The following is a 17,968-nucleotide window of genomic DNA, read 5'->3' as shown; positions in this document are numbered from 1 at the left end:
GAACTGAATTACTCAGTCCAACTTCCGGGGAGCGGTGCACATACGTCTGAGCAGTGCAATGGTCCATTCACCCGGACCGACCCGGGCCGGCCACACCGCGTCAATGGCACTTTGCATACGTCTGGGCCGTGCAATGGTCCATTGACGCGGAAACGGGCTACGCCGCGACTGTCTCTCGGCGAACAGGGCGGACTGCCCGATCGGTGAGGAATGCGAATCCCAATCCCAGTGTCAGCCACAGCGTTGCTTGGGTGGCCAGTGACGACAGTCGGAATTCCCACAGCAGGGTTGCCGGGAAGTCCGCGGCCACCTCGTTCACATCGGGCAGCAGCGCGTAGCCGAGTCCCACGATCACCAGGAACGCCAGCAATGGCGCGCCGACGCGAATCGCCACCGAGTTCTGCGATGCCACCGCCTTCGCCGCGTACACCGCGACCACGACGGCCAGCAGACCCAGAATCACCGACGCCAACCACAGCCAGGTGCGCTGGGTGATGGTCTCCGGATCGCCGACGGCCGGCGGGTTCGCCGGATACTTGAAGAACGGCACCGCTTCGATGGCCAACCACCCGCCGCCTGCCCCGACGAGCGCGAGAATCGAGCCCGGGAGGGAGCTGACGCGTCGGGCATAGTGCAGTACCGAGGCGAAGATCGCGCCGAGGGCCAGGCCGGCGAGTCCGGTAGCGAGGAACAGTCCGACGCGTTGTCCGTCCCGACCGACGAGCGCCTCGTCGCCGTGGGAGTGCGCGGCAGGGGCGGCGTCGGCGTGATGGGCGTCGGTGCCGGCTGCTTCTTCGATGGCGATGGCCGAGTCGATGTGCGGCTCACCGACGACGAAGGCAACTGCTCCGGCGAGCAGGCCGGCGAGAAGCCCGGCGAGCAGACCTCGCATCAGCAATTGAACGAATGTCCCGGTCAGTGGCATGGCAGGCCCAGCAGGTGGCGGCCGTCGTGCATCAGTTCGTGCATGTACATGCCACTGCGGGAGATCGCGCCCTGATCGAAGCCGACGAGGTAGAGCACGACGAAAGCGAGCAGAATCGTTGCGGCGACGATGACGGCAAGGGCAGCCGACTCCGTCGTATTACTGGGTGCGTGAATGATTGCCATGGTGTCCTCCTGGGATTGTGCGTCCCGTAGTCCCCGCTCGAAAACGGGGACGGCCATGCGATGAACGAGTTTTCTGACTCTCGAATTCGGACATATGCCCGACGTCGATCACAGTGGCGCAACCGCTCCGGATTTTCACCGGATTGCCTGCGTACATCGCGTCTAACCTGCGAACTGTGGCACCGAACGCGACGCTGTGTCAATCGCTGTCGTGGCCTACCGCAGCTCGATGCCAGAATGGCCGAGTGTCTGCGCCCGTGACCCGACTGATGCTGGTGAGCCACGCCAGAACCGACGCGATGCACACCGGCCGATTCCCCGGCGACGAACCACTCGACGACGCGGGACAGCGCGATCTCGCCGCGGTGACCGATCCTCCTCGCGTCGACCGCGTGCTGTCCGGCCCGGAAACCCGATCGATCTCCACTGCGCAACGCTTCGGCTCGAACATCTCGGTCGAACCCGGGTTGGCCGACATCGATTACGGCCGATGGTCGGGTCTCGAGATGACCGATCTGCCCGACGCCGACGCGATGGGCTGGCTGAGTGACCCGGCGTTCGTTCCACCGGGCGGTGAATCCCTCGACGCGTTGTTCTCTCGCGTCGAGACGTGGCTGAGCACCGTCGGCTCGACTCCCGGCCGGACCCTGGCGGTGACCTCTCCTGCCGTCGTCCGAGCCGTGGTGATCGTGGTGTTGGAGGCCCCGGTGTCCTCGTTCTGGCGGATCGACGTCTTCCCGCTCACACTCACCGCACTCGGCCGTCGAGGCGGCGTATGGACCGTCGGCTCGGTGGCCCAGAAGTTCGTCTGAGTTTTTCTCGCGTCGGGGGAACCAAACCGAACACGGCGGCGTCCTACCTACCGACAGCGCAAAGTTCTTCGATCAGGGGGCGTGGCTCATGACCGTCATCAAGGTGGATCCGGTGGCACTGCAGCTCGCTGCTTCGGAGCTCGATGCGGTCGCCGCCAGGTTGCAGGCCGCCGTCACCGCGACGGCGATCCCCGTGCGGCCACTACCGCCGGGCACCGACGAGGTCTCTCTGCTCACCGAACGGTTCTTCGGCACCGCGGCTGACACCTTCGGGCCGGCTGCAGCACAGGGTATTTCGGAACTACATCGAGCGGCCGAGGAACTGCGGAAGCAAGCCGCGGACTACGTGGCCACCGACGACGACACGGCCGGGGGCCTGCCCGGCCTACCCGGCATCTGACGCGCCGAACTCGACCGCAGCAAAAATTGGATGCAGGGCTCGAACATCATGGGGGGCTGAGGGATGACGCTCGGAGTGACAGGTGTGGTGTGGCTGCCACGCACGGCGACGGGAAATTCGACGCGATTGCTCGGGCCGGGACCGGTGCCGTTGCACGTCGCCGGCGGAGCATGGGGTTCGGTTGCCGCGGCGTTCACCGAGGCATCGGCGAGCATCGCCGCTGTCACTGCGGCCCTGACCGCGGGCTGGGAGGGTGAGTCGGCACTGCTCGCCCAGGCCGCACTCGCACGTTTCGCAACGTGGACCGGCACAACGGCATTGAAAGCGGCCGCGCTCTCGGTCGAGGCCCCCGCCGCCGGGACCACCTACGGCGTAGCCCTGGCAACCATGCCGTCGCTGATCGAAATCGGAGCCGTGCAGGCCGCCAAGGTCACCGCTGCCTCGACGGGCGGCGCACTCAACGGCAGCTACGAGGCCGCCGAGGTGGCCGACCGACTGCTCGACATCCGCGCCGCGTTGGTGATGGAGGGCTTCGAGCTGGTCAACTCGCACCGCATCGTCAAGACCACCTTCGATCATCCGCCTGCCATCGTGTCCGATTCCGGCAGCGGCCTCGGAAAGTTCGCCAACGCCGTGATGACCTCGCCAGTTCAGGCCGCGATCGGCGGTCTGATGGCCGCAACTCAGAACCCCGGTGTGGCCGCGGCGGCAGGTCAGATCGGTAGCGCTGCCACCTCCATCGCCAGTACCGGCGTGTCCACCGTCGCCACCGCCGCATCGAACATCGGAGGAAGTGCACTGTCCGGTGGTGCCGGAACGGGCGGCGGCTTCACACCCGGTGGTTCGGCATCTCCTGCCGTCGGCCCGGCGTCGACGCGTCCGGTGTCGTTCGGCGGAGTGGGTGGAGCCGGCGGATTCGGCGGCGGTGCCGGAATGCTCGGTTCCGCGTTGGGTCCTGCGGGTGGCGGCTCGATGCCCGCAGCTGCGGGCCAGGGCGGAGCCACTGCGTTCGGCGCACCGGCATCGACCGATGGCGGCCTCGCTCAGCGCGGGACGGGCGCGGCCGGCGCTCCGGCCTCCGGTACGCGCGGGCAGGCCGAGGACGACGAGCACGAGACCCCGGACTACCTCAAGCAGTTCGAGCACTTCGCGGACGGCCGCACCGTTGCGCCGTCCGTCATCGGCGCGGATCCGCCCCTTCCTGCACCCGATACCAGCGGAAACGGCCGTTGATCGACTTGGGAACCGTGCCGGTGGGCCACACGGTGCCGAGCGCCTCACTCGGCACGGACGCGATGGACTTCCTGGTCGACGAGCTGTCGATCGCCGAACTGCCCGTCGTCCTGAACGTGTTCCCGCGCTTCGACGACGCCGCCGCGAGGGACTCCGCGCTCGAACGTGGCCGCTGCGCTCTCGAGTCGGCCGGGCTGCTGGCCGGGGGCCGCGTTCACGACGACGTTCGGCACTGGCTGCGGGTTCTCGAACAACCACGCTGGTACATCTCGGCCCGCGTGTTCGACGTCGAGAGCGGCGCGCCCGCCCCGAGCACGCGGATCTGCGTCGCGTCCGACGACCGGATCACCGTGTCGGCGCTGCGGCAGGGCGACGTGGTCACCATCCGTGTCGTCCACGGCGACCCGGCCCGAGACCTCGCGATGTCGATCGGCTCGGCCGCCACGTTCGACCTGGGCAGCATCAACGCGCCCACCGATCTACTCGCCGAGGCGCTCGATGCGGCACCGTCCGACGTCGGAGCGACAGCGTCTCGGCTACACGGCATCGGAATAGTGGGCGACCGCGCGTCGGCATTGGCGTCGGCGATGGCCACCTGCGCCGGCAGAACCGAGATCACCGCCGTCGCCCGCAGGCACGGCAGCCGGCTCGTGGCGGGTAGACCCGTCGCTCTGTTCGACACCCGAGCCGGACGCATCGTCGCCACCTCCACCCTCGCCGCCGACGGCACGTCGTGGAGCTCGCTGACCGGCGCAACGGATCGCAGGGTGACCGCGGCTGTGGCCGAGCTGATCGCATCGGCGCAGGATCTGCTCGCTAGCTGATCGGGTTGTCCGCGTTGTCACTGCCCTTGCCCTCGAACGGCGGCAGGATCGTGCCCCACCTGCCGCACGCCCACCCTCCGCTTGGCAGCGGGAGCAGCTCGACGGTGTGGGTGTTGTCGAGATGGTTGTCGGCCGCGAACGTGCCGTCGACCCCGGCCAGTACCGCCGCGACCAATCGGATCGCGGCACCGTGGCTGACGACAACGACGTCGCCTCCCGTGTCGTCACCCAGATACTGCGCCCGGAGACTGTCGAGCACAGGGACGTATCGCTCCAACACCGAATGTCCGCTGTCGCCTCCGGGCACCGTCGCCGCCAGATCTCCGGTGTGCCAGCGACCGAAGATCTCGGTGAACGCCCGGTGCGCGTCCTGGTCGTCGCGGTCCTCCAGCTCGCCGGCGAACGTCTCCTGGATTCCCTCGGTCACCACGAGGGGAACTCCGGTCGCTCGCTCGATGTAGCCGGCAGTCTGCTTGGCGCGCAACGCAACCGAGGACACCAACATCGCCGGCGGGCGACCGACCCAGGTCTGCGCATAGGCCTCCGCCTGCTGGTGGCCCAGCTCGGTCAGCTCGGCTCCTGGCGGTGCGGTGTCCAATACCTTCGCGACGTTGGCCTTCGTCTGGCCGTGCCGAACGAGAATGAGCTTGCCCATCACAGATCACCGCGTCCGGCACGAATCTCGGCGACCCACTGCACGTGTTCGTCGATCGGCGGCGGCACCGATCCACCCGTTCCCGTTGCGGTGGGCCAAGATCCGAGAAAGCGCAGTGGCATCTTGCGATGGAAGGCGGCCAACGTCTCCGCGACGAGTGGATCGTCGATGTGCCCGGCGCAATCGACGAAGAACCTGTAGGTCCCGAATCGTGAACGGGTGGGCCGTGATTCGATGAAGGTCAGGTCAATGTTGCGAATTCCGAACTCTGCCAACGCTGCCGGCAGTGTGCCCGGGTCGTTCGGCGGCTCCAGCACCACCGACGTGCGGTCGGAACCGGTACGCGCGGGCACTGGTTGCGGTGTGGTCACCAGCACGAAGCGAGTCCGCGCACCTTCGACGTCGATGATCCCGTCGGCCAACTGCGGCAACTTCAGGCGCTCACCGGCAAGCCGCGTCGACACCGCAGCATCGACCATTCCGGCGGCAACATCCTCTGCTGCACCGGCATTGGAGGACGCAGACTGCACCACGGCGTCGGGCATGGCGGTCTGCAGCCACTGACGCACTTGATTGAGTGCGATGGGGTAGGCACTGACGGTGCGAGCCGAGTCGAGGGTGACGCCGGGGCCGCCGAGAATGGTGAACGCCACCTCGATCTCGGTCTCGGCGACGATCTGCAACCGGCGACCTTCCGACAACGCGTCGAGCGTCGGTGGAACGGCACCCTCGATGGAGCTTTCGATGGGGACCACGGCCGCGTCGGCCGCACCCGAGCGCACGGCCTCGAGCGCTGCAGGCGGGTTAGACGCCGATACCCGCTCGACCGCCCCGTTCAGACCGACTGCACCGAAGGTTCCGAGCGTTTCGAACTGCGCCAGCGCCATCTCCGTGAACGTTCCCGATGGGCCGAAGTAAGCGATGCGAGGCACGCCTCGAGGTTACGTTGTCGACGTCGACGAAGCGATCAAACCGACGTCGACGAGTCGCGCGCGAGCGCGGGCGGCGTCGACGATCTCGATTCCGAGCAGTACCTCGCGCACCGCCTCGGCGGCCTCGGGGATCAGCGCTCGCAGTGCGGCGACGTTCGGCGCAGCAAGGGCCGCGGCGATGTCGTCCCCGCGCAACGACGCCACCGTCGCAGCGAGGATCGAGAGCACCTCGTCGCCAGAGTCGGCGCGGGCGACCAGGCCGACATCGGCGTGCGAGACCACCGCGAGCACGTCGGCGATGCGCCGCGGAGTGTCGGCGACGCCAATGCCCGGGGTCCGATGAGCGAGGACGACGGCCTCCGCGGTCTCGGCCACGTCGATCGCGTCGAACATCGGGAAGACGACGAGCGGCGAGGGCAATCGCAGCGCGAGGGCATCGGCGAGATGCTCGGCAGAGGCGTCCACCGTGAAGCGGACGGCCTCGTAGCCGCCGGTCCGACCCGCACGGAGCTCGTCGGGATCGAGGTCGAGGTGCACCACGATGCGGCCGAAGTTCTCGACGTCGGGCAGTGCGAGCAGCGTCGACGCCCGGACGACGGGTGGTCCGTATTCGGCACCACGGGGGGCCGCGGCCAGCGAGTCGCCGTCGGAACACACCGGTTGAAGAAGTGCGTGGACGAGAGCGTTCGGGTCGGGTCGGTGGGGCACACCGAGGGTCAACGGAATCGGCACGCCTTCACCGTAGCCCCGAGTTGCTCTTGCGATCCTCGCCACACCGGTATAACTTAGGGACGCATAACTTAGGTTTGCCTCACCTACTGGACCAACGCAGGTACCGAACGCATCGGAGGAGCCCATGCTCGGCGCAACCACCACCACCGGACCGACCACTGCCGAACGCGTGCGCAGTGCGTGCATGCGCGCCGAGGGCGCTGCCCTGGCCATCGACGGCAGCGACCCGGTGATCACGTCCCTGCACCACCTGCGACCCAACGGCGAGATGATCCTCGCCGTCCGCACCGACTCCCTCGACGGCGCGGTCGCGTGGCAATCCTCCCGTGCCGGAGTACCTGCCGTCCTCGAACTCACCGATCATGCGCCACTCGCCCTGCGTGAACCGGTGCGATCGCTGGTGTGGCTTCGCGGAGATCTGCGCCCGGTCCCGGAATCGCTGATGCGGCCCATGGCCGGAGCGGTAGCCGCCGAACATCCGCACCCGGCCCTGCTCGACGTCGGCCACACCACCTCGCTGATGCGGCTGATCGTCACCTCCGCCGTGGTCGCAGACAGCACGGGAGCCGAGCCGGTCGACGTCGACACGCTGCTGGCGGCCGAACCCGATCCCTTCTGGGAGATGGAGACCAGCTGGCTCGAGCACCTCGACTCCGACCACCCGGACCTGCTCGCCCAATTGGCCCGACGCCTCCCGCCGTCACTGCGGCAGGGCCGAATCCGGCCGCTCGGCATCGACCGCTACGGCATTCGGTTGCGGATCGAAGGCGAATGCGGCGACAACGACGTCCGGCTCGGATTCGCCGAGCCCGCCCGTGACGTACTCTCGCTCAGTCGCGCACTCCGCGTGCTCGCCGGCTGCCCGTTTCTGAACGGGCTACGCGCCCGCGGCTGACACCCGATCTCTCGAAACAGGGCAGACTCGTGCGGTGATCGACTTCAAGAGCTGGTTGACGCCACCGCCGCCTGCGAGCGCCGCTCCCCCGCCCGATGCCCGCGAACGCACCACCATCAAGGTCGAGATCGCGATCGTCCTGCTGGTGACGTTCGGCCTGAGCGGTATGAGCAGCATCCTCTCGCTCATCGAGGACGCATTGCAGACCGTCGCCCTCTCCGATCAGACCGTGGCGCTGAACTCGTCGCGGTCGAGCTTCAGTGTGATCGATCTGCTGTTCCAGCTGCTCAGCATTCTGCGTCTGTACGCCTGGGGAGCCCTGGGGTTGTACCTGCTGTGGCGAGCCGACCTGGCACCCCGAGCGATCGGACTGGGCAGGCCGCGGCTGAAGATCGACCTCGGCCACGGCGTCGGACTGGCCGCACTGATCGGGCTGCCCGGCCTGGCGCTGTATCTCGTGGGCAACGCCCTCGGCTTCAATCTGAACGTCGTTCCCAGTGCCCTCGACGACCACTGGTGGCGCGTTCCGGCACTGATTCTGTACGCGTTGGCCAATTCCGGTGCCGAGGAGATCATCGTCGTGGCGTACCTGATCTCCCGGCTGCGCAGGCTCGGGCTCAGCGAAAACGCGTCCCTGCTGTGCTCCTCGCTGCTGCGCGGGAGCTACCACTTCTATCAAGGCGTGGGCGGCGGTGTCGGAAACTTCCTGATGGGTCTGTTGTTCGGCCGCTACTGGCAGCGCACCGGCAGGCTCTGGCCACTGCTGATCGCGCACGCTCTGATCGACATCGTGGCCTTCGTCGGCTACGCCCTCCTGCGCGAACATCTGTCGTGGCTCCCGTGAATCGGTCGCCGAGGAAGGCCGCTGTTTCCGCGGCGACGGTTACAGTCGACCCGTGAACGACGACGATCGCTACGGACGGCACGGCGCGCCAGACCGGCGCACGCCACCGGACCGATCGACGCCGAGTCGACACCGTCGGCCGGACCCGGCTCCCCAACCGGGTCGAGCGCCGCAACCGGGTCGCGCCGCAGGTCCACCCCCGCAGCAGCCGCCCGATCGGCCACGACCTCGTCAGCAGCCGCCCGGTCCGGAGCCCGGGCAGGGCCCTAACCGCCGACCGCCCGGCCAGCAGCCGCCGCCACCACGGGGGTACCGGCCGGGTCAGCCACAGGGGCCGGCACTGGAGGGCACCGAGTTCATCAGACGCGACGGCCGTCCCGCCTCACCGCGGCCGCCGTCGCGTCAGGGCCCTCCCGTGCCCCCGCAGCAGGCATGGTCGCAGGCACCCGAACCCCGATCGGCGCAGTCGTATCCAGCACAGTCGACCCCGCCGAATTCGACGCGGCAGTACCCACGCGCGCAGAACGACGATCGGGGTCGCACCGGCTATGCACCGCGTCAGCAACCCGAGCCGTTCACCGAGGAACGCAGGCAACCGGCCGCACCTGCACAGCGGGCGCTGCGACGACCGGAACCGGCACGGCCACAACGTGATTCACGGCCACCGAGGGTCGCGAAGCCGCGCAAGAGGAGACACTGGGGTCGACGCTTCCTCATCGTGTTGCTGGTGCTCGTGCTGGGAATCGGCGGCGTCGTCTACTACGTCGACAGCTCGCTGACGCGAGTCGACGCCCTCACCTCGTACCCCGGACGCATCGGCGACACCCCGGGCACCAACTGGCTTCTCGTCGGATCGGATTCACGAGCCGGCCTGACGCCCGAGCAGGAAGCCGCACTGGCGACGGGCGGCGAGGTGGGCCCGAGCCGCACCGACACGATCATTCTGATTCACATCCCCGAGGGCAGCGGCGCGCCCACGATGGTCAGCCTGCCGCGCGATTCGTACGTGTCGATTCCCGGCAACGGCCAGGACAAGCTCAACGCGGCCTTCGCATTCGGCGGGCCGCCACTGCTGGTGCAGACGGTCGAGGGTGCAACCGGTGTGCACATCGATCACTACGCCGAGATCGGATTCGGCGGCTTCGCCGGGATCGTCGACGCCGTCGGCGGAGTCGACGTGTGCGTACAGAACGCGATCGACGATCCGTTGGCGGGCATCAACATTCCCGCCGGCTGTCAGGAACTCACCGGGTCCGAGGCGCTCGGGTTCGTCCGATCCCGCGCGACGGCGTTGGCCGATATCGACCGGATGAACAATCAGCGCGCGTTCATGTCCGCCCTCCTCGAGAAGGCAACCAGCGCTTCGACTTTCCTCAACCCACTGCGGTTGTGGCCGCTGGTTTCCGATACCGCGTCGTCGTTGAGCGTCGACGAGGGAGATCACATCTGGAACCTCGCAGCACTGGCCTGGGCGATGCGCGGAGGCCCGGTGACCACCACGGTGCCGGTCGGCGGATTCCAGGACTCCGACGTCGGAAACGTGCTGCTGTGGGACGACACTCGCGCGCCGGCATTCTTCGACGCCATCGCGCAGGATCGCGAGATTCCGCCGGAACTGCTGACCGGCGGCCCCTGAGCGGCCCGCTGTACCGGTCGTTCCTGCAGGCTCCACTCCCACCAGCCCGGTAGGTTGTGGACCATGACATCGCCGTCCGCCCAGCCCACCGCCACACCCGGTATGTCGTTCCACGACCTGCTGCGCGCTCAGGTACGGCATGAGTTCACCGCATCGCAGCAGTACGTCGCGATCGCGGTGTGGTTCGACCGCAACGATCTGCCACAGCTGGCCACGCGCTTCTACGCTCAGTCCGCCGAGGAGCGCCGGCACGCCATGATGATGATCCGCTTCCTCATCGACAATCGACTCGAAGTCGACGCGTCGGGCATCGACGACGTGGTGACGGCATTCCAGTCGGTCGTCGAACCGGTGGAACTGGCGCTGGCGCAGGAGTCGGCGGTGACCGAGAAGATCACTGCGCTGGCGGGTGCTGCCCGGGCCGAGGGCGACTACATCGGCGAGCAGTTCACTCACTGGTTCCTCACCGAGCAGGTCGAGGAGGTCGCGGCGATGCAGAGCCTGCTCAATATCGTCCGCCGGGCCGACTCGAACTTGTTCGACATCGAGCAGTACGTCGCTCGCGAGATCGGCGCTTCGGTGATCCGTGCCACCAACGCCCCGAAAGAGGCCGGGCGAGCGTAGCGTGTGCCCTGCTCAGAGCGGACATTTAGGATCGACTGTATTAGGCCACGTTCGCCTCAATAAGGTTCGACTTGGATGACAATGCCCTCTGACCAGGCATATTGTCCTTCGCATGAGCGCAGATATCAAAGAAACCAGCCACACCAAGTTCCACGCACTTCTTCGCGACCAGATTCGCAACGAGTTCAACGCCTCGCAGCAGTACATCGCCACCGCGGTCTACTTCGCCAATGTCGACCTGCCGCAGCTGGCGCAGCACTTCTACGCGCAGTCGGTCGAAGAGCGCAACCACGCGATGATGATCGTGCAGTACTTCCTCGATCGCGACATCACGGTCGAGCTGACCGGCGTCGACGCGTCGAAGTCCGTCTTCACCGATCCCCGTGAGGCCATCGCACTGGCGCTGGCGCAGGAGGAGACCGTCACCGAGCAGATCATCGCGCTGGCGAGCACCGCACGCGAGGAGGGCGACTACCTCGGCGAGCAGTTCATGCAGTGGTTCCTCAAGGAGCAGGTGGAGGAAGTTGCCAGCATGAAGACTCTGCTCAACATCGCCGATCGCGCAGGCCACAACCTGTTCGATCTCGAGCAGTTCGTCGCCCGTGAGATGAACACCAGCGTGGTCGCCGACGCAGGTGCCCCCACGGTTGCCGGTGGATCGCTCTGATCCGCACCGCAGCAACGCAACACGAGTAACGCGCGAACCCTCGCGCTCATACGGGTGGCCGAACGAACAAGCAACTCTTGTTCGGGCGGCCACCCGGCTCTCGTTCTAGCGCAGAGTGACCTGGCGTCCACGCAGGCCGTCGCGTGAGCGCAACTGCGCCGCCGTGAGCGGTGCATCGACGGCCAGCGCCTCGTTCAGCTTGTCTCCGAATTCCTTTGTGGGCGTTGCCCATTCGGTGGGGTGCATCTCGGGATCGAGATCGAACACCGGCACCAGCACCCCGTGCGTCCGGAACGAACCGGCGTAGCGCGAGCCCTCACCCAAGTTGAGATCACCCGCAGCGTGCAGACGCGCGAGGGCAAGCATCACGTCGTCCTCGCTCTCCGGACGAACCCACCGGATGTGCGCCTTGTCGCCTGCATCCACCCACCAGGCCGCGACGACACCGTCGGCCTCGATCCGAGCCGAGGGCATGATCGCCTGGTTCGCACGCTCCACGGTGGCAGTCACATCGGCTGCGGGAGTGGCACTTTCGGGAATCCACCAGTTGAAGTCCTGATGGACGGTGATCTCGAGTAGCGCGGAGGCGTCGAGCACCTCGGTCAGCGCGGGGGTGCTGTCGGTGATCTTCGCGGCTTCGAGCGACTCGCCCGCGGGGGCAGTGGACACCCAGCCGAGTGCGCTACTGATATCTGCTGCAACGTCTTTCGACTGCGTCTGTACCTGAAGGCCGACGAATCCCTCGACGGTATCCGCTTCTTCGCGCACCAGTGCCGCGACGGCACCGGGCAGCACTGTTGCCAGCGTGATGGTGCGACCGTCCACTGTGATCGGCGCGGTTGCCGTCGCCGACGGGACGAACTCGCGCAGCGCTACCAGGTCGCATTCGGCGGCGAGACCCTCGAACGGGCGAGTCGACGACGATTCGATGCTCGCGCGCTCGGCCTCGCGCTGCGCCAGCTTCGCTGCTCGATTGCTGTCCTGCTTAGGTCCACTGTTTCTTTTGCTCTTACCCACGCCAGAAAACCTACACGTTCTTCGATTCGAGCCAGGCTCGCGTTCGACCGGGATGGTTGGTGGCGATCCACCCGACGCCGAGCTCGCGGCACAGGTCCACGTCCTCTTTTTCGTCGACGGTCCACACGTAACTGGCCCGGCCCGACGCGGCTGCGCGGTCGATGATGGCCGGGTGCTCGCGCAGAGCCCGTATGGACGGCCCGACGGCGGTGGCACCGACGGTCGTCGCCGCTCCCCCACCGAGGTAGTGCGAGCTGTCGCCGAGGAGCACCGTCGGAAGCATCGGAGCCGACCGTCGTACGCGCCAGACGGCCGACGGCGCGAACGACATGATGACGGCCCGCGAGTGGTCGGCCGAGGCGGGCGCGCCGATCCCGAACGTGTGCAGCTCGTCGAGCACCCTGCTCTCGATCAGCGAGCCGTACCGCACGGGATGCTTGGTTTCGATGAAGAGTTTGACCGGCTTGCTGGTCCAATCGAGGACGAGCGAGATCAGGTCGTGCAGCGTCAGGAGTTCAGCGGGTTCGTCGGCGTCGCCGTAGTTCAGTCGGGCGAGATCGGCGAAGTCCATCTCGCTGACGATGCCGGTGCCGTTCGAGGTCCGATCGACGCGGCGATCGTGCACGCACACGATGTGGCCGTCCTTGGTGAGCCGCACATCGCATTCGACCCCGTCCGCTCCCTCGCGCAGCGCGAGGTCGTACGCCGCGAGGGTGTGTTCCTTCTTGGCCGACGACGCACCTCGATGCGCGACGACCAACGGCCCACGCCGGTCGGGACTCACGACGCCGTCACCGCCTCGGGTTCCTTCCGATCGGTGTCGGCTTCCTCGGTGTCGGCTTTCTCGGTGTCGGCTGTTTCGGTGTCGGGCTGCTGCTTCGGCTTCGGCGCAGTGTCGGTGGCGATCACCCAGCGAGTCGGACGCGACACAGCGGAGCCGCGCAGCGTGCGGCCTTCGAGTCGGCGCATCACCGCCAGGGTCAGTACGGCCGAGACGGCGGCCACCACTGCCACGAATGCCGACAGCAGAACTCCGTCGGCGCGGGCCTGGAGGGAATCGCGGAAATTCCACAGCAGTTGAACGATCACCAGCGCGTTGCTCGCGGCCCAGACGGCCCACCAGATGCGAACCAGCGTCAGCTCACGGTGCAGATCGGCATCGGCAGCGGCCCGTAGACGGACCACCTCGGTGAGGTAGACCCCTGGCATCACGATGCGGACCACTGGAAGCATCGACAGCAGCAGCATCCACCGCACCGACCGTGGTTCCGTGGAGCCGGCCGCAGCGAAGGCCAGTCGGCGTTGCTGAATCAACCAGCAGGACGAGGCAATCAGCGCCGCCAACCCGATGACGAGCGCACCGACCTGGGCGAAATACACCAACGCGTCGGACACGGCCAACGTGATCGGTGAGACCAGTCGCACGCGGTTGTACAGCAGGATGCCGTAACGGAACGCCTCGGCGAACGCGGCGAGCGCCAGCAACATCGCGGTGACGATGACCAGGTTCTGCGCATTCGCGGCGTACCGCTCGACGCGACCGACGTAGCGATTCCCCTCGGGATCGCGCGGGATGTCACGCAACCCCCAGGTGGGCGTCGAGTCGTAGTGCGGCGTCGGGGTCGGGGTCGTGGATCCGGCCGGGCGTGCGGCCCGCGTCGGAGAGGGTGCCGGGCGGGCTACCCAGCGGAAGTTTCGTCGGCCCTGAGCAGGTGCCTGGCTCGACACCGGAGAGAGCAGGACGCCGTGACAGCGGGGGCACCACGTGCCCGGCCGTGCACCGACCGCCCAGCGAGTGCTGCAGCGGGCACAGACCTGGAACGCCTGCGCGCGTCCCCGCGGAGCCGTCATCTAGATGATGCTCGGTTCGTGGGAGTCGTCGTCGCGCTCGATCGGTCGACCTGCGGCCTGCCAGGCGAGCATCCCACCGTCGACGTTGATCGCATCGAATCCCACCCGATTCAGGTACTCGACGACGCGAGCCGACCGTCCGCCGGCTTTGCAGACGACGTAGACCTCGGATTGGTTGTCGATCTCGCCGGCACGGGACGGAATGTCGCCCATCGGGATGTGGACGGCGTCGGGTGCGTGTCCCGCCTGCCACTCGTCGTCCTCGCGCACGTCGAGCAGCAGCGCCGTTTCCGGGAACGGCGTCGGGAGTCGGTCGACGGTGACGGCGGGCGACTGCTCGGGGTGAGACACACCTCGATCTTGTCACGGCGTCACGCGGGGCTGCCACCCGTGTCCCGCCGACCGAAGCGCGCACCCACTATGACCTACGTCACTCGAGTCACAGAAGTTATCCACAGTATCCACAGGTTGATGCACAGAATCGGGGGCTGTGCCGGTTTCTATCCACAGGTCAGAGCGTCGAGTCGGTCCCTCGGTGTACCGAGTACCAACGCAGGCTGTGGATCGATGGTGATTTGACACAGCGACCGTCTGCGGCCCTGTGGATTCGCTGTTTAGGCTGGCGAACATGACTTCGACAGAGCTACGCGTCTTCACCGAACCGCAACAAGGTGCCACCTACGACGACCTCCTTCGCGTCGCGAAGGCAGCCGAGGAATTCGGCTACGGCGCGTTCTTCCGCTCCGATCACTACCTCGCAATGAGCGGTGACGGCGGCCCGGGCCCCACCGACGCGTGGATCACCCTCGCCGGCCTGGCCCGCGAGACGTCGACCATTCGGCTCGGCACCCTCGTCACCTCGGCCACCTTCCGGTACCCGGGACCACTCGCCATCAGCGTCGCGCAGGTCGACGCCATGAGCGGTGGCCGCGTCGACCTCGGCCTCGGTGCCGGCTGGTTCGAGGACGAGCACAAGGCCTACGGAATCCCCTTCCCGGCGCTCGGCGAGCGCTTCGACCGGCTGGAGGAGCAACTCGCGGTCATCACCGGACTCTGGGACACCCCGATGGGCGACACGTTCTCGCACGCCGGCACGCACTACCCCGTCACGGACTCCCCGGCGCTCCCCAAGCCGGTGCAGACCCCGCACCCGCCCATCGTCATCGGCGGTGGCGGCAAGAAGCGCACCCCCGCCCTCGCCGCGAAGTACGCCGACGAGTTCAACATTCCCTTCGCCTCGCTGGCCGACACCGAGACCCAGTTCGGCCGCGTCCGCGCTGCCTGCACCGCGGCCGACCGCGACCCCGATTCCCTCGTCTACTCCAACGCCCTCGTCCTGTGCTGCGGCCGCACCGAAGAAGAAATTGCCCGACGCGCCGCCGCCATCGGCCGCGAGGTATCGGAGCTACGCGAGAACGGTGCCGCCGGTAGCCCCGCCGAACTGGTCGACAAAATCGGCAGCTTCGGAGCGGTCGGAGCCACCCGCGTGTACCTGCAGACCATGGACCTCACCGATCTCGATCACCTCGAACTCGTCGCCTCCGAGGTTCTCCCGCAGCTCTGACCCCCACCGAACCCCGCCCGCCCGAGTCCACCCACCGAAGTCCACCAAATGTGACATCGACCCCCGAAAAGGCCACCAGATGTCACATCGAGTACCCAAGGGGCCTCGGTCAGGCGGTGGATCGGGCGCGTAGGCGTGCGTATGTCGCACTGATGTGTCGTGCCGCGGGTAGTTCGATCCAGCGGTAGGTGATCTCGGCCAGGACGGCGGTGATGGCGAGGAACACGAGGACTGCCGCCGAGGTTCCGAGGCTCGGCTGGACCGTGTTGTAGGTGCGGTACAGCACGAGCGTGTGCAGCAGGTAGATGGCGTAGCTACGGGTGCCGAGCCAGTGGACCAGGGGCCAGCGGGTGATCGACCCGCTGTATCGGGCCAGCAGGACGACGGCCACGGTGATGACGAACAGCGTCCACAGGTATCGGTAGCCCATCCAGAATGCGTCGGCGTGGATGGCGAGTCGGACCACTTCCACCTGTGCGAGCACAGCGAGGGCCACCCATCGCCACGCCACCAGCCGGGCCCAGGCCAGATAGATGATCTGGCCGAGGAACAAGGTGGGAAGTATCGCCGCGACCCGGGTCAGGAAGGGTACGGCCCAGCCCTCGGGGACGGTGAGGTTGTACAGCAGGATCGACACACACAGGACCGCTCCGACGAGGGGTACCAGGAACGGGGCGCTGCGCAGCACCGATCGCATCGCAGTGCAGTAGAGGTAGAAGACTGCTTGCACGACGAGGGTCCACGTCACGCCGAGCACCAGCACCTGTGGGGTCAGGAAGAATCCGCCCAGAACGAAATTCAACGCCGCGTCGACGATGCTGATACCGATGTCGCCGTTGTTTTCGGCGGCTCCTATCAGCAGTACGAGCACGAGCGTGAACCAGAAGGCGGGTACAAGGCGTGCGAGCCTGGCCACCATGAAGTCCCGACGGGTTTGCCTCATGGCGGATCTGGTCACCAACAGGCCGGTGAGAAGCATGAAGATGCCTACTCCGACGAGAGACAGATGCAGGGTCAGGCCCAGCATTCCATTCAGGACGGCCGCGGAGGCGTCGAGGAACCACCAGGATTCGCCCAGGTCGTCGATCACCCAAAACGAGATGTGGGAGTAGAGGACGGCGAGGGCTGCGATGGCGCGGAGGAGGTCGGCACCGTCCATCTGCACTCGGGGTGCCGCGAAGGGCCGAGCGGCGACGGACTCGTCGACCGCATTCTGGCCCGGCCGGTCCCCACTCACACCCGCGAGTTTAGGTTCCGTTCACCTTTCGGACCAATCCGCAGCCGCTCCGCAACTGTTTCGTGATATTCGATGCGAATTCACAGCCAAGGATTCGACTGTCTCGTTCACACGAATTTATTCCGAGAAAAGCATCTCGGTTACAACTGTTGCACTGGGGGTAGGAATGAGATTGGGTTGAACCCTACGAAAGATCCGCAGTAGGACGAACGTGCCCGCATCACATGATGGGTACGGCGTCGTTAGAGAAGGGAACCACGTGTCCGAGTACACCTTGCCCGACCTTGATTTCGATTACTCCGCCCTCGAGCCGCACATCTCGGGCGAGATCAACGAGCTTCATCATTCCAAGCATCACGCCACCTACGTCGCAGGCGCGAACACGGCCCTCGAAAAGCTCGCCGCGGCGCGCGAGAACGACGACCATGCATCCATCTTCCTGCACGAGAAGAACCTCGCGTTCCACCTCGGTGGCCACGTCAACCACTCCATCTGGTGGAAGAACCTCTCGCCCAACGGTGGCGACAAGCCCGAGGGTGAGCTCGGTGCCGCGATCGACGACCAGTTCGGTTCGTTCGACAAGTTCCGCGCACAGTTCACCGCTGCCGCCAACGGCCTGCAGGGCTCCGGCTGGGCCGTTCTGGGTTACGACTCGCTGGGCAAGAAGCTGCTCACCTTCCAGCTCTACGATCAGCAGGCCAACGTGCCGCTGGGCATCATCCCGCTGCTCCAGGTCGACATGTGGGAGCACGCCTTCTACCTGCAGTACAAGAACGTCAAGGCCGAGTACGTGAAGGCGTTCTGGAACGTCGTCAACTGGGCCGACGTCCAGGCTCGTTTCGAGGCCGCGACGTCGAAGACCCCGGGTCTGATCTTCCCGTAGTTCCGCCGGAGTGCCGACAGTCGAGCACTCGCCGACAGGGCCACCGCAACGG

General features: G+C 66.8%; 21 protein-coding genes and 1 riboswitch. Of the genes, 11 read left to right on the top strand and 10 right to left on the bottom strand.

Annotated elements, in window-relative coordinates:
• Window positions 1–157 precede the first annotated feature (157 nt).
• Window positions 158–925, bottom strand: coding sequence for a CbtA family protein (locus MTX34_RS19900; RefSeq protein ID WP_243610563.1), 768 nt, complete (start codon window positions 923–925; stop codon window positions 158–160).
• Window positions 916–1,110 (bottom strand): CbtB domain-containing protein, encoded by a 195-nt coding sequence (locus MTX34_RS19895; RefSeq protein ID WP_032396459.1) that lies wholly within the window; start codon window positions 1,108–1,110, stop codon window positions 916–918. The genes MTX34_RS19900 and MTX34_RS19895 overlap by 10 nt, the downstream gene beginning before the upstream one ends.
• Window positions 1,111–1,179: 69 nt before the next feature.
• Window positions 1,180–1,255: riboswitch (cobalamin riboswitch) on the bottom strand.
• Window positions 1,256–1,355: 100 nt separating this feature from the next.
• Between MTX34_RS19895 and MTX34_RS19890 the strand changes: the two genes are divergently transcribed.
• The 4 genes from MTX34_RS19890 (at window position 1,356) to MTX34_RS19875 (ending at window position 4,379) form a co-directional block, all read left to right on the top strand.
• Window positions 1,356–1,922 (top strand): histidine phosphatase family protein, encoded by a 567-nt coding sequence (locus MTX34_RS19890; RefSeq protein WP_243610562.1) that lies wholly within the window; start codon window positions 1,356–1,358, stop codon window positions 1,920–1,922.
• An 88-nt stretch (window positions 1,923–2,010) separates the two neighbouring features.
• Entirely contained in the window at window positions 2,011–2,322 is a 312-nt protein-coding gene (locus tag MTX34_RS19885) for a PE family protein (RefSeq protein ID WP_032381057.1), read from the top strand.
• Window positions 2,323–2,385: 63 nt separating this feature from the next.
• A complete protein-coding gene (locus tag MTX34_RS19880; RefSeq protein ID WP_243610561.1) occupies window positions 2,386–3,555 on the top strand; it encodes a PPE domain-containing protein in 1,170 nt (389 codons plus the stop codon).
• On the top strand, window positions 3,552–4,379 hold the full coding sequence (locus MTX34_RS19875; RefSeq protein WP_243610560.1) for an ESX secretion-associated protein EspG: 828 nt from the start codon (window positions 3,552–3,554) through the stop codon (window positions 4,377–4,379). The genes MTX34_RS19880 and MTX34_RS19875 overlap by 4 nt, the downstream gene beginning before the upstream one ends.
• Here the strand turns inward: MTX34_RS19875 and MTX34_RS19870 are convergent.
• Genes MTX34_RS19870 through MTX34_RS19860 form a run of 3 tightly spaced genes read right to left on the bottom strand, consistent with a single transcriptional unit; the run spans window position 4,372 to window position 6,698 of the window.
• Window positions 4,372–5,037 (bottom strand): histidine phosphatase family protein, encoded by a 666-nt coding sequence (locus tag MTX34_RS19870; protein WP_243610559.1) that lies wholly within the window; start codon window positions 5,035–5,037, stop codon window positions 4,372–4,374. The two genes, MTX34_RS19875 and MTX34_RS19870, sit on opposite strands and share 8 nt — an antisense overlap.
• The gene (gene pheA / locus MTX34_RS19865) at window positions 5,034–5,966 is read right to left on the bottom strand and encodes a prephenate dehydratase (RefSeq protein ID WP_243595856.1); all 933 of its coding nucleotides are present in this window, start codon (window positions 5,964–5,966) and stop codon (window positions 5,034–5,036) included. The genes MTX34_RS19870 and pheA overlap by 4 nt, the downstream gene beginning before the upstream one ends.
• A gap of 9 nt (window positions 5,967–5,975) precedes the next feature.
• The gene (locus tag MTX34_RS19860; protein WP_243595855.1) at window positions 5,976–6,698 is read right to left on the bottom strand and encodes a hypothetical protein; all 723 of its coding nucleotides are present in this window, start codon (window positions 6,696–6,698) and stop codon (window positions 5,976–5,978) included.
• Between the two features lie 124 nt (window positions 6,699–6,822).
• Here MTX34_RS19860 and MTX34_RS19855 point away from each other — a divergent pair, with 124 nt between their 5' ends.
• The 5 genes from MTX34_RS19855 (at window position 6,823) to MTX34_RS19835 (ending at window position 11,364) form a co-directional block, all read left to right on the top strand.
• Window positions 6,823–7,593 carry a DUF2470 domain-containing protein gene (locus MTX34_RS19855; RefSeq protein ID WP_243610558.1) on the top strand — a complete coding sequence of 257 codons (771 nt, stop codon included), beginning with the start codon at window positions 6,823–6,825 and terminating at the stop codon, window positions 7,591–7,593.
• 34 nt (window positions 7,594–7,627) lie between these two features.
• Window positions 7,628–8,437, top strand: a complete 810-nt coding sequence (locus MTX34_RS19850; RefSeq protein WP_374640082.1) for a CPBP family intramembrane glutamic endopeptidase — start codon at window positions 7,628–7,630, stop codon at window positions 8,435–8,437.
• Between the two features lie 358 nt (window positions 8,438–8,795).
• Window positions 8,796–10,073, top strand: a complete 1,278-nt coding sequence (locus MTX34_RS19845) for an LCP family protein (RefSeq protein WP_374640093.1) — start codon at window positions 8,796–8,798, stop codon at window positions 10,071–10,073.
• A 63-nt stretch (window positions 10,074–10,136) separates the two neighbouring features.
• The gene (locus MTX34_RS19840) at window positions 10,137–10,697 is read left to right on the top strand and encodes a ferritin (RefSeq protein WP_243610557.1); all 561 of its coding nucleotides are present in this window, start codon (window positions 10,137–10,139) and stop codon (window positions 10,695–10,697) included.
• A 112-nt stretch (window positions 10,698–10,809) separates the two neighbouring features.
• Window positions 10,810–11,364 carry a ferritin gene (locus MTX34_RS19835; protein ID WP_243595852.1) on the top strand — a complete coding sequence of 185 codons (555 nt, stop codon included), beginning with the start codon at window positions 10,810–10,812 and terminating at the stop codon, window positions 11,362–11,364.
• Between the two features lie 105 nt (window positions 11,365–11,469).
• Here MTX34_RS19835 and MTX34_RS19830 read toward each other — a convergent pair whose 3' ends face one another.
• The 4 genes from MTX34_RS19830 to MTX34_RS19815 are packed head-to-tail and all read right to left on the bottom strand — an operon-like array spanning window position 11,470 to window position 14,583.
• Entirely contained in the window at window positions 11,470–12,381 is a 912-nt protein-coding gene (locus MTX34_RS19830) for a DUF5926 family protein (protein WP_243610556.1), read from the bottom strand.
• 10 nt (window positions 12,382–12,391) lie between these two features.
• On the bottom strand, window positions 12,392–13,165 hold the full coding sequence (locus tag MTX34_RS19825) for a glycerophosphodiester phosphodiesterase (protein ID WP_243610555.1): 774 nt from the start codon (window positions 13,163–13,165) through the stop codon (window positions 12,392–12,394).
• Entirely contained in the window at window positions 13,162–14,232 is a 1,071-nt protein-coding gene (locus tag MTX34_RS19820) for a DUF4328 domain-containing protein (RefSeq protein WP_243610554.1), read from the bottom strand. Before MTX34_RS19820 ends, MTX34_RS19825 begins: the two co-directional genes overlap by 4 nt.
• Window positions 14,233–14,583 (bottom strand): rhodanese-like domain-containing protein, encoded by a 351-nt coding sequence (locus MTX34_RS19815; RefSeq protein ID WP_243610553.1) that lies wholly within the window; start codon window positions 14,581–14,583, stop codon window positions 14,233–14,235.
• 277 nt (window positions 14,584–14,860) lie between these two features.
• On the opposite strand from MTX34_RS19815, the gene MTX34_RS19810 reads away from it, so the two are divergent.
• Window positions 14,861–15,796: an LLM class F420-dependent oxidoreductase gene (locus tag MTX34_RS19810; RefSeq protein WP_243610552.1), complete on the top strand. Its 936-nt coding sequence runs from the start codon at window positions 14,861–14,863 to the stop codon at window positions 15,794–15,796.
• Window positions 15,797–15,905: 109 nt separating this feature from the next.
• Here MTX34_RS19810 and MTX34_RS19805 read toward each other — a convergent pair whose 3' ends face one another.
• On the bottom strand, window positions 15,906–17,033 hold the full coding sequence (locus tag MTX34_RS19805) for an acyltransferase (protein WP_243610551.1): 1,128 nt from the start codon (window positions 17,031–17,033) through the stop codon (window positions 15,906–15,908).
• 259 nt (window positions 17,034–17,292) lie between these two features.
• On the opposite strand from MTX34_RS19805, the gene MTX34_RS19800 reads away from it, so the two are divergent.
• Window positions 17,293–17,916: a superoxide dismutase gene (locus MTX34_RS19800; RefSeq protein ID WP_243610550.1), complete on the top strand. Its 624-nt coding sequence runs from the start codon at window positions 17,293–17,295 to the stop codon at window positions 17,914–17,916.
• Window positions 17,917–17,968 lie beyond the last annotated feature (52 nt).

Source organism: Rhodococcus sp. ARC_M5 (assembly GCF_022810405.1).
GTDB classification, from domain to species: domain Bacteria; phylum Actinomycetota; class Actinomycetes; order Mycobacteriales; family Mycobacteriaceae; genus Rhodococcoides; species Rhodococcoides navarretei.
The sequence above is the reverse complement of the archived record's forward strand: the minus strand, read 5'-3'. Positions and strand labels throughout refer to the sequence as shown.

What these genes read in the sequence shown, in the direction of transcription:
- MTX34_RS19840 (WP_243610557.1), top strand. Translation starts at nt 10,137, where the DNA reads ATGACATCGCCGTCCGCCCAGCCCACCGCCACACCCGGTATGTCGTTC.
- MTX34_RS19880 (WP_243610561.1), top strand. Translation starts at nt 2,386, where the DNA reads ATGACGCTCGGAGTGACAGGTGTGGTGTGGCTGCCACGCACGGCGACG.
- MTX34_RS19810 (WP_243610552.1), top strand. Translation starts at nt 14,861, where the DNA reads ATGACTTCGACAGAGCTACGCGTCTTCACCGAACCGCAACAAGGTGCC.
- MTX34_RS19895 (WP_032396459.1), bottom strand. Translation starts at nt 1,110, where the DNA reads ATGGCAATCATTCACGCACCCAGTAATACGACGGAGTCGGCTGCCCTT.
- MTX34_RS19885 (WP_032381057.1), top strand. Translation starts at nt 2,011, where the DNA reads ATGACCGTCATCAAGGTGGATCCGGTGGCACTGCAGCTCGCTGCTTCG.
- MTX34_RS19835 (WP_243595852.1), top strand. Translation starts at nt 10,810, where the DNA reads ATGAGCGCAGATATCAAAGAAACCAGCCACACCAAGTTCCACGCACTT.
- MTX34_RS19855 (WP_243610558.1), top strand. Translation starts at nt 6,823, where the DNA reads ATGCTCGGCGCAACCACCACCACCGGACCGACCACTGCCGAACGCGTG.
- MTX34_RS19820 (WP_243610554.1), bottom strand. Translation starts at nt 14,232, where the DNA reads ATGACGGCTCCGCGGGGACGCGCGCAGGCGTTCCAGGTCTGTGCCCGC.
- MTX34_RS19900 (WP_243610563.1), bottom strand. Translation starts at nt 925, where the DNA reads ATGCCACTGACCGGGACATTCGTTCAATTGCTGATGCGAGGTCTGCTC.